This is a genomic window from Trinickia diaoshuihuensis, assembly GCF_003390925.1.
GTDB lineage: Bacteria > Pseudomonadota > Gammaproteobacteria > Burkholderiales > Burkholderiaceae > Trinickia > Trinickia diaoshuihuensis.
Genome location: NZ_QUBS01000084.1, coordinates 54,193 through 69,360 on the forward strand (window position 1 = coordinate 54,193; position 15,168 = coordinate 69,360).

At 63.5% G+C, this 15,168-nt stretch carries 14 protein-coding genes, 1 tRNA gene and 1 pseudogene; 2 read left to right on the top strand and 14 right to left on the bottom strand.

Translation table 11 applies throughout. From position 1 onward, the window contains the following. Positions 1 to 15: 15 nt before the first annotated feature. The 9 genes and pseudogenes from DXT59_RS22230 to DXT59_RS22265 all read right to left on the bottom strand — a co-directional run. On the bottom strand, positions 16 to 1,050 hold the full coding sequence (locus DXT59_RS22230; protein ID WP_116139185.1) for a helix-turn-helix domain-containing protein: 1,035 nt from the start codon (positions 1,048 to 1,050) through the stop codon (positions 16 to 18). A gap of 580 nt (positions 1,051 to 1,630) precedes the next feature. Continuing rightward, on the bottom strand, positions 1,631 to 2,638 hold the full coding sequence (locus tag DXT59_RS22235) for an ATP-grasp fold amidoligase family protein (RefSeq protein WP_116139187.1): 1,008 nt from the start codon (positions 2,636 to 2,638) through the stop codon (positions 1,631 to 1,633). A gap of 301 nt (positions 2,639 to 2,939) precedes the next feature. Further along, on the bottom strand, positions 2,940 to 3,542 hold the full coding sequence (gene pth / locus DXT59_RS22240; protein WP_116139190.1) for an aminoacyl-tRNA hydrolase: 603 nt from the start codon (positions 3,540 to 3,542) through the stop codon (positions 2,940 to 2,942). 131 nt (positions 3,543 to 3,673) lie between these two features. Then, entirely contained in the window at positions 3,674 to 4,282 is a 609-nt protein-coding gene (locus DXT59_RS22245) for a 50S ribosomal protein L25/general stress protein Ctc (RefSeq protein ID WP_116139192.1), read from the bottom strand. A gap of 182 nt (positions 4,283 to 4,464) precedes the next feature. Further along, complete coding sequence (locus tag DXT59_RS22250) at positions 4,465 to 5,421, bottom strand: ribose-phosphate pyrophosphokinase (RefSeq protein ID WP_102645078.1); 957 nt, start codon at positions 5,419 to 5,421, stop codon at positions 4,465 to 4,467. Between the two features lie 39 nt (positions 5,422 to 5,460). Further along, a tRNA-Gln gene (locus DXT59_RS22255) sits at positions 5,461 to 5,537 on the bottom strand. Between the two features lie 53 nt (positions 5,538 to 5,590). Next, on the bottom strand, positions 5,591 to 6,472 hold the full coding sequence (ispE, locus tag DXT59_RS22260) for a 4-(cytidine 5'-diphospho)-2-C-methyl-D-erythritol kinase (protein WP_116139194.1): 882 nt from the start codon (positions 6,470 to 6,472) through the stop codon (positions 5,591 to 5,593). A gap of 87 nt (positions 6,473 to 6,559) precedes the next feature. After that, on the bottom strand, positions 6,560 to 7,195 hold the full coding sequence (gene lolB, locus DXT59_RS31265; RefSeq protein WP_240324631.1) for a lipoprotein insertase outer membrane protein LolB: 636 nt from the start codon (positions 7,193 to 7,195) through the stop codon (positions 6,560 to 6,562). Positions 7,196 to 7,264: 69 nt separating this feature from the next. Beyond that, positions 7,265 to 9,073: pseudogene (locus DXT59_RS22265) on the bottom strand (tetratricopeptide repeat protein); the annotation flags it as partial. A 99-nt stretch (positions 9,074 to 9,172) separates the two neighbouring features. Here DXT59_RS22265 and mutM point away from each other — a divergent pair. Continuing rightward, positions 9,173 to 10,000, top strand: a complete 828-nt coding sequence (mutM, locus tag DXT59_RS22270; RefSeq protein WP_116139200.1) for a bifunctional DNA-formamidopyrimidine glycosylase/DNA-(apurinic or apyrimidinic site) lyase — start codon at positions 9,173 to 9,175, stop codon at positions 9,998 to 10,000. Positions 10,001 to 10,013: 13 nt separating this feature from the next. Continuing rightward, positions 10,014 to 11,126 (top strand): A/G-specific adenine glycosylase, encoded by a 1,113-nt coding sequence (gene mutY / locus DXT59_RS22275; RefSeq protein WP_116139202.1) that lies wholly within the window; start codon positions 10,014 to 10,016, stop codon positions 11,124 to 11,126. A gap of 9 nt (positions 11,127 to 11,135) precedes the next feature. On the opposite strand, the gene DXT59_RS22280 is transcribed toward mutY, so the two are convergent. From DXT59_RS22280 to hpf, 5 genes are all read right to left on the bottom strand, one after another. After that, the gene (locus DXT59_RS22280; protein ID WP_116139204.1) at positions 11,136 to 11,771 is read right to left on the bottom strand and encodes an LON peptidase substrate-binding domain-containing protein; all 636 of its coding nucleotides are present in this window, start codon (positions 11,769 to 11,771) and stop codon (positions 11,136 to 11,138) included. Between the two features lie 91 nt (positions 11,772 to 11,862). Continuing rightward, the gene (gene rapZ / locus DXT59_RS22285; protein ID WP_116139566.1) at positions 11,863 to 12,762 is read right to left on the bottom strand and encodes an RNase adapter RapZ; all 900 of its coding nucleotides are present in this window, start codon (positions 12,760 to 12,762) and stop codon (positions 11,863 to 11,865) included. 95 nt (positions 12,763 to 12,857) lie between these two features. Continuing rightward, positions 12,858 to 13,826 (bottom strand): HPr(Ser) kinase/phosphatase, encoded by a 969-nt coding sequence (hprK, locus tag DXT59_RS22290; RefSeq protein WP_116139206.1) that lies wholly within the window; start codon positions 13,824 to 13,826, stop codon positions 12,858 to 12,860. A gap of 135 nt (positions 13,827 to 13,961) precedes the next feature. Then, positions 13,962 to 14,417 (bottom strand): PTS sugar transporter subunit IIA, encoded by a 456-nt coding sequence (locus DXT59_RS22295; protein WP_116139208.1) that lies wholly within the window; start codon positions 14,415 to 14,417, stop codon positions 13,962 to 13,964. Positions 14,418 to 14,689: 272 nt separating this feature from the next. Continuing rightward, entirely contained in the window at positions 14,690 to 15,046 is a 357-nt protein-coding gene (gene hpf, locus DXT59_RS22300) for a ribosome hibernation-promoting factor, HPF/YfiA family (RefSeq protein ID WP_116139210.1), read from the bottom strand. Positions 15,047 to 15,168: the final 122 nt, after the last annotated feature.

The window sequence follows — 15,168 nt, forward strand, 5'->3', positions numbered from 1 at the left end:
GGTGTGCGGCGCGAATCAGATAGGGCACTCGCGCGCGATCTGGCGGACGGCGTCGTGCTGCTGTGCTTCGGGCGGCATGCGGCTGCGCGCCCGGTATTCGGTCGGCGAGATGCGCAGCGTCTTGCGGAAGATTTTGCCCAGGCGATCGCCGTTGCCGATCCCGCAGCGCCGCGCGATTTTTTCGACGGGCAAGTCGGTCTCGGTCAGCATGCGGCACACGAGATCGAGCCGGGCGCGCAGCAGGAATTCGGACGGCGTGACGCCGAGTTGAAGCTTGAAGTGCCGCGAGAAGCTGCGGCTACTCATCATCGCCACTTGCACGCCGTCGGCGACGGTGATCGGCCGGGTGCAGTTTTCGTCGAGCCATAGCGCCGCCGCCCGTACTTTTTCCTCGATCGTTTTATGACCGATGTCGCGCAAAAGTAGATCGACTTTCGCCTTGGTGCTCGGCAGCACGCGCTCGCTGATCTGCTGTGCGAGCTCGTTGCCTAGATCGCGTTTGACTAGATTGAGCGCGCTGCGCACCGCGTCGGCGCCGTTATCGACGACGCAGGTTTCGTGCGTGCGTTCGGTGCCGGGCGCGGCCCAGCCGCCGCGTAAACCGGGTGCATCGCCCGGGCCGCGGCGGCTTCCGCCGGCCAGCAACTGCGCGTACAAGCCGGAGTCCAACGCGCGTCCGGCCAGTAGGAACAAGGCGTCGAAGCGGTCGCGCTGCTCGAACTGGAAGCATTCGGTCAGCATACGGGCAGAGGACGACGATTGCAGGCTCCCGCCCAGCGGCGAAAGCATTCTGACGTCGTAGGTCACCCCGCTCATGTCGTGCAGCGAGTGCGCGAGCGTATGTTCGTTGGCGAGTTGGAATACTTCCGTGATCGCACCCACGCGAAGCAGCGAGAAGCCCTCGGACAGCACGATGCCGATCCGGCGCGTCGTCGGATGCGCGGCGGGCGCGGCCAGCGCCGGATGGATCTCGCCGCGGCCTCGTCGCTCATGACTCAGCGTGTTGACGCCCACGTGCAATAGGTTATTGATTTCGCTGACAGGCGTCATAACGTCACCCTCGAACTTTGGATCATGCAGCGCGGTTGGTTTTTATTGGGCTTCCTTTCCTACGACGGACGCAGGATAACTGAGCAGAAAGACGCTTAATACCGTTTGACCGAAAAAGCCGCCCAAATGGCCAAATTATCCACGGCTTAAATGAGGGTGCGTCGTTTTTGTCGCGGGGGTGAATAAGCTTTCCGCATGAGACTCGAGTGAGTCCGTGGAATCTCGCCGGCAGGAAAACGGCTGGCTGGCGATACCTCTGACGGCAGCCGGCCGCGACGAGCTGGGGCCTTGTGCGGTGGCCCTGTCAGGCCTTTTTCTCGGCCCGAGGCGGTGTGCGCCACCGATATTTGCCGCGCCATTAATAACACGGCTAGGTCCGCATTCCCTGTTTGCATATGCGTTGCCTGCACGAATTATTGCCGCGCTTAATTGGCGATTGCGTCTTGAAAAATGGCCGATAAGTCTGGCTCGTGGAAATTGAAGACGATGATTATGCGTTTTTCATCGATTCGATCCCGACTAATCCGCCAATGGCGTTTTTTTCGCCGATGACGTGGACGGACGCCCGGATTGCCGCCGTTCAATTCGCCGGCTGTTCAATCCGTTTGAGCAATGCGCCCCATTCGTAGTCGATGCGATCGGGGTGGAACGCGAACACACCGGCGCCGGGCGTGAAGGTCAGTTCGCCGAAGTAGATATGCCCGGCGATGTTGTACAGATCGACCCGTACGTAACCGAGACCCTCTGCGAGGCGCGTGGCGACATCGATGATCTCTTGCCAATTCTCTGGCCGCGGCACGTCGGTGGCGCTGCGCGGGAAGTGGCCGAGCGAGAGGTCGACGCGATTCCAGTTGGCATCGAAGACATCGCCGCGTACGTTCCCGAACCGGTCGGCGACGACGCCCGTGAGGATGATCGGGCCGTCGGGCCCGTTGCCGAACATATTCATCTTCACGTCGGCGGGCACGCGCCCGTCGGCCTCGAGCAGCAGCGTTTCAAAATACAGACGCGGCTTGATCGTGCGGTAATGGCGTTCCCGGGCCTGGCAGTAGTAGTTCGTTGCGAGCCAACGATCGGCCAGGCGGCGCAAGGCCTCATACGACGTGTTCGATTTGTCGCGCACGATTTCGACGAACCCGCATCCGTGGTTCGCCTTCATGACGAACGCATCGGGGAGCGCCTCGAATACCTCGCGGGTGAACGTCTCGGGCACCGCGATCAGCGGCACGAGATACTGCTCCCCGATCTTGCTCTTCGCGTACTCGCGCACGGCGAGCTTATCGGCGAGCGTCGTCCAATGCGGCTCGGGGTGCAGGCAGCGGCGCAAAATGTAGTCGTTGTAGGTGACCGGGTTGCGCAAGTTGGGGAAGCGGCCTACGCGGCGCCGATGATTGATCCAGAGGAATAACGCGTCGGGTCCGAGACATCTCAGTCGTCTGCGTACTGCCCGGGCGAGCTCGCCGGCGCCGCTTGCGGCGGCGCGACGAACCAAGCGGTCCCGCGTATTGCGCGTGAATGCCAGCAACGCGTCCACGCCGGCTCGAACCGCCCCGGTCGGCCGCGTGAGTTTGTCGGCTTGCGTCGTCATCGGATCGCCCCGTCGAAAAGTGCCTGACTACTAAGGTCCCTGAATGAGCCAAACGCTCCGCCGGCGGCGCGTTTGTCATGCCGGTCAGATGGTGGCGCGCTCTTGGCTCGTTCAACGGCCAGTTAATTGTGTGTCGCTGCTTGATCTTGTCCATCGAAACATATCCGCCGATAGCCCGGCAATACTGGGGCTCAAAAGGTCGAAGTGTTGGCGAGTTTCGATGACGCTTGGCGAAACGAGACGATGAGGGGGCGGGCAAGGGGGAAGATACGGCCGCCAAGCGCGTGGCGGCCCGTGCGCGTCAGCCGGCGCTATGGAGCTGCATCATGGCGCGCTCGGGCGCGCCTTTCACGACATGGGGCATCACGGCGAGCGAGCGCTCGATCGCGGCATCGATGACCTCTTGTTCTTCCTTGCGCGGCGGCTTGAGCACGAAGGCCGCGACGTCGGGCTTGCTACCCGCGCGGGCGCTTTCGGGGATGAGATCGCGCGGATGACCGATGCCGATCCTCAAGCGCCAGTACTGTTGCGACGACAAATGGGCCGAAATGTCCTTGAGCCCGTTGTGGCCGCCGCTGCCGCCGCCGAGCTTGAGCTTGACGGCGCCGGGCGGCAGATCGAGTTCGTCGTGCGCAACGAGGATTTCGTCGGGCAGGATCTTGAAGAAATGGGCGACGGCGACAACCGATTGCCCCGACCGGTTCATATAGGTTTGCGGTTCGAGCAGATGCACTTCCTCCCCGTGCAAACGCGCTTTCGCATAGAACCCGTGGAAGCGCCGCTCGTCGCGTAGGGTGGCGCCGGCCTCGCGCGCGAGCTGATCGACGAGCCAAAAGCCCGCGTTGTGCCGGGTGGCCGTGTATTCCGCGCCCGGATTCCCGAGCCCGACGATGAGCTTGATCATGCTGTCATACCGGCGAGCCGGTCCGTGAACGAAAGATGAAGGCGGCGAAAAAAAACCCGCCGGGCAAGCCGCGGCGGGTCACGTCGTCCGTTCCAATGAAACGGATCGAGAGGATAGGCGCGAGAAACGCCTTAAGCGGCGGGCGTTTCGCCTTCCGCTGCGGCTTCAGCCGCGGCACCGGCCGGCACGGCGGCTGCCGCCACCACCGGGTTTTCGCTTTCGATGTGCGCCACGAGCGACACGCCCTTCGGCAGCGTGATGTCCTTAGCGTGCAGCGATTGACCGGCTTCGATCTTCGCCAAGTCGAGTTCGACGAATTCCGGCAGATCGCCCGGCAGGCATTCGATTTCGACTTCCGTCACGACGTGCGAGATGATCGCGCCGCCGAGCTTCACAGCCGGATTCGATTCTTGATTCATGAAGTGCACGGGCACCTTCGTGTGCAGCTTCTTGTTCGGGTCGACACGTTGGAAATCGACGTGCAGCACGAGCTGGCGGAACGGGTGGTATTGCACGTCGCGCAGCAAAACGCGTTGCGATTGGCCGGCCACTTCGAGGTCGAGGATCGACGAGTGGAAAGCTTCCTTCTTCAGTGCATGCCACAAGGCGTTGTGATCGAGCTCGATCAGTTGCGGCTCTGCCGTTGCGCCATACACGATCCCCGGCGTCTTGCCGGAGTTGCGCAGGCGGCGGCTCGCACCCGTACCTTGCTTGCTACGCTCAAAAGCGACGACTTTCATGTTCTATCTCCATAACTGCCCGCGACCAGGCAGTGAAACGGAGCCCTCATCCCGCGGATCGAGGCCGCGGAAACAATCGGGCTCCAGACGAAAACGGCGCGTTTCGGTGATCGAATCGCGCCCAAGTGCCGAAGCCGCTCAGTCATGCGGCGCCCTCGGCCAATACTTCTTAATGCTCGGCTTTAGCTCTCGGCGAACAGCGACATCACCGAATCGCCGCGACGGATACGCGAGAACGTTTCGGCAAGCAGACCCGCGCACGAGAGCGAGCGGATCTTCGCGCAAGCGCGCGCTTCGTCGCTGAGCGGAATCGTATCGGTGACGACGAGTTCGTCGAGCGACGAATTCGTGATCCGTTCGCTGGCGCCGCCCGACAGCACCGGGTGCGTCGCATAGGCGACGACTTGCTTCGCGCCGCGCTCCTTGAGCACTTGTGCGGCCTTACACAGCGTACCGGCGGTGTCGACCATGTCGTCCATGATGACGCAGGTACGTCCTTCGACTTCACCGATGATGTTCATCACTTCGGCGACGTTCGCCTTGGGCCGGCGCTTGTCGATGATCGCCAGATCGCAATTCAATTGCTTCGCGAGCGCACGGGCACGCACGACACCACCGACATCGGGCGACACGACGAGCAGATTCTCGTAGCTCTGCTTGCGCAGGTCGCCGAGCAGCACGGGCGTGGCGTAGATGTTGTCGACCGGAATGTCGAAGAAACCTTGAATCTGGTCGGCGTGCAGATCCATCGTGATGATCCGCTCGACGCCGGCGATTTCCAGCATGTTGGCGACGATCTTGGCCGAAATCGCGACGCGCGCCGAACGCGGGCGGCGATCTTGCCGTGCATAGCCGAAATAGGGGATGGCTGCCGTAATCCGACCCGCCGACGCGCGCTTGAGCGCATCGACCATGATCATCAGCTCCATCAGGTTGTCGTTCGCCGGCGCGCAGGTGGATTGCAGGACGAAGACGTCCTTACCACGCACGTTTTCCTGGATCTCGACTTGGATCTCGCCGTCGGAGAAACGGCTGACCATTGCTTTGCCGAGGGGGATGCCGAGAATTTTGACGACTTCCTGTGCAAGCGCGGGATTTGCGTTGCCAGTAAAAACCATCAGGCCGTCATGGCTGCTCATCATGCACCTGCTGCTGGAGGCGGGAACTGCGGGAATGTTTGGCAGGGGAGGAAGGACTCGAACCCTCGAATGCCGGAATCAAAATCCGGTGCCTTAACCAACTTGGCGACTCCCCTACACTGACTCTGAGCTTCGCCGGGCCTGCGGGACAGCCCCGACGATGCGAAACCTATGACGCGAAAGCGAAGAGTGGATGGGTATCCAAACTCGATGCCACGGCGCTGACCCAATCTGCAGGCAGCTTGGCTTGCGCCGCTTCCGCTTCGGCGATGCTCCGGAACGCGGCAAACACACTCGAGCCCGATCCGGTCATCCGTGCTGGTGCAATGGTTTCAAACCATTCAAGCACCTGCGCGACTTCCGCGTATTTTCCCACGACAACTGGCTGCATGTCATTCCGGCCGTAGCTTTCAGGCCATCTTGCGCTGCGGCTTTGCTGTGCAAGAAAGTCCGTAATTGTGACGGCTTCCGAATCTCTTGTCAACGACTTATCGGAAAAAATCGCTGCGGTCGGAACATGCGCCTTCGGGGTGACCACCAGAAAGTAGCGCGGCGGCAATTGTACAGCTTCGAGCGCCTCTCCGACACCCTGCGCGAACGCATTTTTCCCGAAAACGAAGAACGGCACGTCCGCGCCGAGTTGCAGTGCCAACGTTTGGAGCACGTCGCGGGCCAGATCGAGCTTCCAGAGCCGATTGAGCGCCAACAGCGTGGTCGCGGCGTCCGAACTGCCGCCGCCGAGACCGGCGCCCATCGGCAAGCGCTTCTCGATCTCGATGTCCACGCCGAGCGCCGAGCCCGTGTGCGCCTTGAGCAGCATCGCCGCGCGCACGACCAAGTCGTTTTCCTCGGACACACCGGCCACGTCGGTTATGCGGTGCACGCGCCCGTCCTCGCGCAGCGTGAAGTGCAGCGTATCGCCCCAATCGATCAACTGGAACACGGTCTGCAGCGCGTGATAGCCGTCGGGCCGGCGGCCCGTGATGTGCAAGAACAGATTGAGCTTGGCGGGCGCCGCGCAGCCGCGCAGCGAGTGGGACGTTTCGATCATTTGAGGTGCGGCGTAATACGAGAGCTAAGCGTGAACGGGGCGCGCGGCATGGACGGCACTAAAAGCGGTAAAAGCGGGCGGCCCCGCTCAGCGGTCCAATACGAGCTTGATGTCGAGCGGCGGGTCGCGGCGCGTCAAATCGAGGCGCTTGACGCCCGTCGCCGGGGCATCCGCATAGGCGATGTAGTCGATCGTCCAGCCTTCCTGGTCGATCTCCTTCATGCGCGAACTCTGGTTCGGATCGAGCACCGTCTTCGCGTGCGAACTCGGCGCGGGCGAGGACTCGAGCCAATAGCGCAGTCCCTCGATCGGCAAGGCAAAACCGAGCGTGCGCTGCATCAGTTCGCTCACGTTGTCGGCCGTGACGGGCTGATGGTTCGGCACCTCGAGCGTGGCCGACGCCGAGGACGACGTGACGATGGCGAGCGTCTGCCCGAACGGATTGAGCAGTTGCAGCGTGACCGTATCGCCTTGCTGCAGCCAGTCGAAATTGCCGTAGGCGTTGCGCGTTTGGCCGTTCTGGTCCAAATAGCGGACCGAGAACCGGCCGTGGTACGCGTGCATCGTCTGCGTCGAAAGCTCGGGCGTCGCGTTCGAGGTCGAGGGTCCGTGCTTCGGCGTGACCGCGCAGCCCGCGAGGGCGACCGCGAAAGCGGCCGCCGCCGCGCGCGCGGCGCGGCGGGCGGCGGCACCGTCGAGAGGAAAGAAAGACAAAACCGGCATCACAGATCGTTGGCGTTCACTTGGAACCGTTCGAGCGTTTTGACGAGCGTGCTGTTGTCGGGTTCGAGCTTGGAACCGTTCGAGCGTTTTGACGAGCGTGCTGTTGTCGGGTTCGAGCGTACGCGCGCGGCGCCAAGCGTCGAGCGCTTGCTTCTGATCGCCGCTCTTCCAGAGCACTTCGCCGAGGTGGGCGCCGATCTCGGCGTTCGGCTGAAGCTCGAACGCGCGCTTGAGCAGCTTGGCCGCATCGGCCGTATCGCCTTGGCGATACTTGACCCAACCGAGGCTGTCCATGATGAACGCATCGTTCGGCGCGAGCGCCGAGGCTTTCTCGATCAGCTTGCCGGCCTCGTCCAAACGCTGGTTGCGATCGGCGAGCGAATAGCCGAGCGCGTTATACGCTTGCGGGCTATCGGGCTGCTCTTGCATCACCTTGCGCAGCACGCTTTCCATCAACTCGTAATGGCCGTTCTTCTCGGCGGCCATCGCATAGTCGTACTGGATTTCGGGATCGTTCGGGGACGCGTCGTTCGCCTCCTGCAAGCGCGCCTCGGCTTCCTTGTAGCGCTTCGCATCGAACAAGATCGCCGCATCCGTGCGCGCGATCGCGCCCTGTTCGCGAGGATCGTCCGTTTGGATATCGGCGAGCAGCTTGCGCGCATCGTCGATCTTGCCTTTTTGCGCCAGCATCTGCGCGCGCGTGACCCGTGCCGTGACGTATTGGGCGCTTGCCGGCGGAACCTTGTCGAGCCACTTGGCCGCGTCGTCGTCGTGTTTTTGCTCGATCGCCAGTTGGGCCAAGTACAAATACGCTTGGCCCGGATCGGCTCCCGGCGATTTTTCCGCGAGTTCGGCGTATTGCGTCAGGTATTTCTGAGCGGCGTCGTATTGCTTTTGTTGAACCTTGATGAGTCCGAGCGCAAGCAGCGGCATCGGATCTTTGGCGTCCATCGCGCGCAAGGCCTCGAATTGCTTTTGCGCGTCGTCGAGCCGGTTGGCCGCCAAATGGAGTTGCGCGAGTGCGACGCGCGGCTCGCGCTCTTTCGGATGTTGTTTCACATACGCGTCGAGCGACGCGATGGCTTCGTTGCGCTCGTCGCTGCCCATCTGACCGAGCGCGAGCGCGGCCGGCAGGAAGTCGGGCTTGAGCTTCAGGGCATGCTCGAACGAGGCGCGCGCACCGGGCCGGTCGTCGGCCAGCAATTGCTGTCTGCCGATCGCCAGATAGGCCTCGGGGCGGTTCATGTCGTTTTTCAGCAGGTCCTGCAGCACTTGCAAGCCGCCCACGCGGTTCGGGCCGCGCGAGATCAACGTCTGCAAGGCCTGCACGGCGCCCCCTCGTTTGTCGGCCGGCACCTTCGCGAGCTCGGCGGCGAGCATGGGCTGCGCTTCGTTGGGCTTGCCCGACAAAACGAGCAACGAGGCATCGATCTGGATCGCCCGCTCGGAGCTAGGCGCGTACTCGTGCCATAGCTGTGCGGCGGCGAGCGCGTCCGAGGGACTTTGCGCCTGCACCGCGATTTCGGTTGCGCGTTCCGCCATACGCGGATCGTGCGTGTCGCGCGCGAGCGCGAGATACGTTTGGTAGGCGGGCGCGGGCTGATTGCGTTGCAACGCGATTTCGGCCGCCAGTACTTGGAACACGATCTGGCTCGAGAGCGGGACGTCCGGCAAATCCTTGTCTTCCTCGGGCAGCGAGGGGAGTCCGAATGCGTCCGTCGACGTTACACCGCCGCCGTCGGATGCCGACGGGTCCTGAGCGTGCGCCGGCAACGCGGTCAACGTCCATGCGCAGAGCGCGGCCAGGGCGATGCGGCCCGCTTGAGCGGGGCGGGCGCCGACCGGGCGCGAGAAGAGCTGCTTGAGGGACAAAATCATGGAGATCCGTTCGAGGTTTCGGTCGATTGTAACGCGCTCGCTACAATACACGCAGAATTGGACCATGCAAGTTACACACCTGTTTCCGCCCTGAAGAACATGCCCGAGTTGCCAGAAGTTGAAGTTACCCGGCGCGGCATCGAGCCGTACGTGACCGGCCGCCGCGTCGAGCGCGTCGACGTGCGCACGCCCGCTTTGCGCTGGCCGGTGCCGGCCGATCTCGCGCGCACGCTCGCTCGGCAAGCGGTTCGAAAGGTCGAGCGGCGCGGCAAATATCTGCTGTTCGAGATCGACGCGGGCTGGTTCATCGTCCATCTCGGCATGACCGGGACGCTACGCGTGCTGCGCCATGAGCAAGCGAGCGAGCCGGCCAAGCACGATCATATCGATTGGATCTTCGACGAATTCGTGCTGCGCTATCGCGATCCGCGCCGTTTCGGCGCGGTGCTGTGGCATGCCCGGGCCGACGGCGACGTGAACACGCACCCCCTGCTCGCGAGTCTCGGCGTCGAGCCTTTCAGCGACGAGTTTAGCGGCGAGCTGATTTTTCGCCGCACCCGCGGGCGCACGGCCTCGATCAAGCAATTGCTGCTCGCCGGAGAGATCGTCGTCGGCGTCGGCAACATCTATGCATCGGAGAGCCTGTTTCGCGCGGGCATTCGTCCGACCACGGCGGCGGGCCGCGTGTCGCTCGCCCGCTGCGAACGGCTGGCCGATGCCGTACGCGCGACCCTGGCCGCGGCGATCGAGCGCGGCGGCAGCACGCTCCGAGATTTCGTGGGCAGCGACGGCGCGAGCGGCTATTTCCAGCTCGAATGCTTCGTCTACGATCGCGCCGGCGAGCCGTGCCGCGTGTGCGCCTCGCCGATCCGGCAGATCGTCCAAGGGCAACGTTCCACCTATTACTGCGCGCACTGTCAGCGCTGAGTCTTCCTCGCACATGTTCGTCTCTCCGATCCCCGCGGCCGAGCCCGCTACGCCGCTCGAAGCGGCCTTCGCCTCACGGCTGATCGAGTGGCAGCGCCGCCACGGCCGCCACGATTTGCCGTGGCAGAACACGCGCGACCCATACCGCGTCTGGCTCTCCGAGATCATGCTCCAGCAGACGCAGGTTTCGACGGTCATCCCCTATTACGAAAAATTTCTCGCGCGCTTTCCCGACGTCGCGTCTCTAGCCGCGGCTCCGCTCGACGAAGTCATGGCATTGTGGGCGGGCCTCGGCTATTACTCGCGGGCGCGCAACCTGCATCGATGCGCGCAAGCCGTCGTGGAGCGGCATGGAGGCGCATTCCCGGGTACGCCGGAACAATTGGCCGATTTGCCCGGCATCGGGCGCTCGACGGCGGCGGCGATCGCCTCGTTCGCGTTCGGCGCCCGGGCCACGATTCTGGACGGAAACGTCAAGCGCGTGCTGGCGCGCGTGTTCGGGATCGAGGGCTTTCCCGGCGAAAAGCGGGTCGAAAACGCGATGTGGTCGCTCGCCGAGCGTTTGATGCCGGCGCCCGATGCGACCGACGACGAGCTGAGCGCCTATACCCAGGGGCTCATGGATCTCGGGGCGACGCTCTGCGTGCGCGGCAAACCCGATTGCGCGCGCTGTCCGTTCGCCGCCGATTGCGTCGCGCGCGAGAGCGGGCGTCAGCGCGAGTTGCCGGCCGCCCGGCCGAAGAAGGCGGTCCCGACGCGGCGCACCTGGATGCTCGTGCTGCGTGACGGGCCCAGCGTGCTGCTCGAAAAGCGCCCGCCGTCGGGCATTTGGGGCGGATTGTGGAGCTTGCCCGAAGCGGCCGACGAAGCCTCGCTCGCCGAACGAGCCCACATACTGGGAGCGCAGCCGAGTCTTACGCGTCTGGCGCCGATCGCTCACACGTTCACGCATTTCAAGCTCGACATCGAGCCGCGTTGCGGCGAGTTGCGCGCGGTGCCTCCCACGGGCGTTTGCCAGGCGCTCGACGGCGAGACGGCTTGGGTGCCGCTCGAGAGAATCGACGATTACGGCGTGCCGGCGCCCGTGCGCAAGCTGCTCGATGCGCTCGATGGCCCGTTGCTCTGACTGCGTTCGTCAGAGCAATTGATGTTGGCGCATGTAGTGATGGACGGCGTCGATCCGTTCGCCGGCGTCGGTCAGTTCCATGAGCTTTTGTCGTGCCCGCAACGGAATTTGCAAGATCTCCGCCAAGCGATTGGACACCCAGCTCGGGTCGTCGAAACGGAACGGTTCGGCGAACGGCACGCTCTCGGGATCGCGCTCGCGGATCGTCTCGATGATGCGTTCGAGCACCTCCGCGCAGGCGCCGAATTTGGCCACCGCGTCGGCGCCGTCCAGCGGCGCGTCTTCGGGCACCGGTTCGGCGACGCCGACGAGCAGCCCGCTCGATTCCTTACGATGCGAGAGCAGGCGAAATCGCTGCGTGCCGCGCGCGCGGATGAGCAGCATGCCGTGCTCGTCCACGTCGCACTGATCGATCCGGGCTAGCGTGCCGACCATTTCGGGTACGCACGGCACGTCTTGTTGCGCGACTTCGGCACCGCTTTTGAGCAGACAGACGCCGAATGGACTCTCGTCGCGCAGACAGGCGCGCGCCATATCGAGGTAGCGCGCCTCGAAGATCTTCAACGGCAGCAGCCCATCGGGGAACAGCACCGTGTGCAAGGGGAACAGCGGCAGCTCAGCGTAGACGGCAGGAATGGAGGACATGGCGCACGCTTCGGATTGCCGCGTAGGCCGCGGCGGGTTGAGCCGCTAGTGACCTGGGCCGGGAGTATTCATCGACCGACAAGCTCCCGGTTCACGCCACCAACCTGGACGATTCGTCGATGGCGACCGGCGCGTCGCGATGCCGAACGATCACGGTCGCCTCGCGTGCCAGACGCGCGGCGAGTGTTTCGGCGATGAACACGGAGCGGTGTTGCCCGCCCGTGCAGCCGACGGCGACGGTCAAGTAGCTGCGGTTGTCTTCGCGAAACCGCGGCAGCCATTTCAAAACGAATGCGTGAATATCGTCGATCATTTCATGCACGATCGGCAATGCGTCGAGGTAATCGATCACGGGCTGATCGCGGCCCGTGAGCGGACGCAGACGATGATCGTAATACGGATTGGGCAGCGCGCGCACGTCGAACACGAAATCGGCGTCGAGCGGCAGGCCGCGTTTGAAGCCGAACGATTCGAACATCAGCATCAAGCCTTCCCGCTGTTCCTCGATGAAGCGCGTCACCCATGCGCGCAACACGTTCGCGCGCAAATTGCTCGTATCGATTTGATGACCGAACTCCGCGAGCGGCGCGACGAGTTCGCGTTCGCGCTCGATGGCTTCCTCGAGCGAGGCCAGCAGCCCGACGTCGGCGTCGTGCGCGGGCGAGCCCGAAAGCGGGTGACGCCGGCGCGTCTCGGAAAACCGCTGGATCAGCGACTGCGTGCTGGCGTTCAGAAAGAGCACGCGCACGTCGTGTTCGCTGGCCAGATCGCGAATGATGCCGGGCATGTCGTCGAGCGAGGCGCTCGAGCGGGCGTCGATGGCGACCGCCAGCCGCTCGTGTCCTTCGTCGTCGCTCGCCAGGTACTGGGCGAGCGCGGGCAAAAAGCGGGGCGGCAAATTGTCGACGCAGTAATAGCCCGCGTCGGCCAGTGCGTTCAACGCGACGGATTTGCCGGAGCCGGAGATGCCGGTGATTAGAACGATGCGCATGGGAAAGAACCAGTTCGTTTCATCATAGCACTTGCATCCGGGCTTGGTCGCGGCGGCCCGCGGCCCTTTGCCGGCCGTGGGGCCGGCCGCTCGATTCACATGAGCTTGCCCGGCAACTGACTGTCGGGATCTTGCATCGCGATCCGCTGCCGATCCATGAAGTCGCGCAACGTGTCGATTCCGCGTAGCTGCAGGATCGTATTGCGCACGGCGGCTTCGACGAGCACGGCCAGGTTGCGGCCCGCCGCCACTTGAATCGTCACTTTGCTGATCGGCAGTCCGAGCACGTCGACGGTCTGGCTTTCGAGCGGCAGGCGCTGGAATTCGCCGTCGGGCCGGCGCACGAGCTGCACGATGAGCTTGAGCTTCATTTTGCGGCGCACCGCGGTTTCGCCGAAGATCGTTTTGATGTCGAGCAGGCCCAGCCCGCGGACTTCGAGCAGATTTTGCAGCAGCGGGGGGCAGCGGCCCTCGACGAAATCCGGTCCGAGCCGCACGAAATCGACCGCATCGTCGGCCACGAGCCCGTGACCGCGGCTGATCAATTCGAGCCCCAGCTCGCTTTTGCCGAGGCCCGAATCGCCTGTCAGCAGGACGCCCATGCCGAGAATGTCGAGAAAAACGCCGTGCAGCGTGGCGCGCGGCGCCAAGATACGCGACATGTACAGGCGCAGGTTGTCGATAACCGAGGCCGGCGACATCGTCGTCGTGAACAGCGGTGTGGACGAGCGCGTACAGCGCAACACGAGCTCCGGCGGCGCGGCGACGCCGCCCGCGACGACGAGAAACGGCGGCTCCAGCGCGATCAATTCGGCCATGTGCCGCGAGCGGTCTTCGTCGGATTGCCGCTGGTAGTAATTGACTTCGGCCTCGCCGAGCACTTGAATCCGGTTCGGGTGGATCAAATTCAAGTGGCCGACGAGGTCGGCGCTCGACGTCGCGTTCGCGACGGTTTCCGCGGAAAAACCGCGCTCCCAGCCTTCGTGCCCCGTCAGCCAGCTCAGTTTGAGCATGGAGGCGTTGTCGTCGAAAATGCTTTGGGCGTTGATGCTGGACGTATCCATGAATCCCTTGCTCCTGGTTGACCGCGACGCGCGCGGCGACGACGTGCGCCGCCCCGCCCGCCAAGGCCGATGAACGGCGCGCGAGGCGCCGTGCTTGCAAGCCGAACCAAGAAGGTTAGGGTGCGGCAAGCAAGCTCAAGGGTGCCACTGGGTGAGCAGGCGATGCAACTCTTCGCGATTCGATTCTGTGTGCAGGCGTTCGCGCGCTTCGCGGTCGGACAGCAACTGCGCGATTTCCGAGAGAATTTCCAAGTGCTGCTGCGTGGCCTGTTCGGGCACGAGCAGAAAGATCAATAGCGAGACGGGCTGCCCGTCCGGCGCTTCGAACGGGATCGGTTGGTCCAGGCGCACGAATGCGGCCAGCGGCTGCTTGAGGCCCTTGATCCGCCCGTGCGGAATCGCAACGCCTTCGCCGAGGGCCGTGGAGCCCAGCCGTTCGCGAGCGAAGAGGTTATCGGTGACTGCACTGCGGCCGATTCCGTTCTGGTTTTCGAAAATCAAGCCCGCTTGCTCGAATACGCGCTTCTTGCTGGTAACGGAAAGGCCGAGGACGACGTTTTCGAGCGGAAGAAATTTGGCTAAACGATTCATGTTGGCAGGCTAACGCGTCGCCTCAAGCGCTCCTCGGGGCAACTGGCTGATTGTCGATTTTCGGCCGCGCGCGCCGGCTCCATGAACCGACGACGCCGGGCACTGCCACGGCCGGCTGCCCCTTCAATAACCGGCACATTATAGATCAGGGTCGGGGCATATGGTGCGCCGCGCCAGGCGAGGAAAGATTCCGTTCGCCCATGAAAAAGCCGCCCTGCAACGGGGCGGCTCTTCACGCGGGGTGCGCGGCCGGCTTGCGGGCCGCGGCGGGCTTACTGCACTTGCTCGCCTAGCGGCGGCAGATCTTGATGTTTGATCGCCTCATGCTGATGTTCTTGGATGCGCCCCTTGTGGCGGACCACCTGACGGTCCAGCCGGTCGACCATGAGATCGATCGCGGCGTACAGGTCGCCGTTGGCGCTTTCGATGCAGATATCCTTGCCTTTCACATGGAGGGTGATTTCGGCCTTCTGCCTCTTGTCTTTTTCTTTATGGTTGTCGATCGAGAGGACCACATTGCCATCGATCACCTGATCGAAATGTCTTAGCACCTTGTCGAGCTTGGTGATCACGTATTCTCGCAACGCCGGCGTTACTTCGAGATGGTGTCCACTGATCTTCAGATTCATAGTGCTCTCCAAACAAATGGCAGCCTGGCACCAAAGGTGCGGCTGAGCCGGTCGGGAGCGGCCCGCTCGTGTCATCACCCCGCGTGACTGACGAGCGGCGGGTCGTATCGGCCGGCCGGTTC